General features: G+C 41.3%; 1 protein-coding gene. It reads right to left on the reverse strand.

Features of this window, described 5'->3' with window-relative positions:
- A partial coding sequence (locus tag AC01FP_RS19010; protein WP_474482532.1) for a hypothetical protein occupies positions 1-518 on the reverse strand: 518 nt, incomplete at both ends.

The following is a 518-nucleotide window of genomic DNA, read 5'->3' on the forward strand; positions in this document are numbered from 1 at the left end:
ATTAGTCCACCCTAATTTCTGTGATGTTGGATAACCTGCACGGGATAATCCATGTGATTCAAGCCAGTCTCCAACGGATGTAGTACCACTTCTCTGCATGGAAATGCAAAAGATTTTATCCTGACGTCGAGGGCGTAATCCTAGAGGTTTTACATGTTGATTGATCAGGCCAGAGACCATGCCACTTGATAACGTCACGGCAGTAACTTTATTGCTAGCTTGATCTGTATCTCCCAGCCATGATACAGGATATCCCCCAAATGTTTCCGCAAGAATTTCAATTTCTCTTCTATATCCACTTAAGATGCGTGATCGCAATGATGCTGGCATTGGAATCGGATTAAGCGCCCGATCTACTGGCTTACTTGCCTGATCTACATCAACATCGACTCGAGACAATCCAAGAAAAGAGTGAATATCATTAAGAATACCAGATGGATTTACTTGAATCGCGTCAAAGAAAACTACTAGGATTTGATCTGGATTATATTTCTTGCAATATCGAAGAATTGATTTCG

It is taken from the genome of Cyanobium sp. NIVA-CYA 375, from assembly GCF_056108345.1.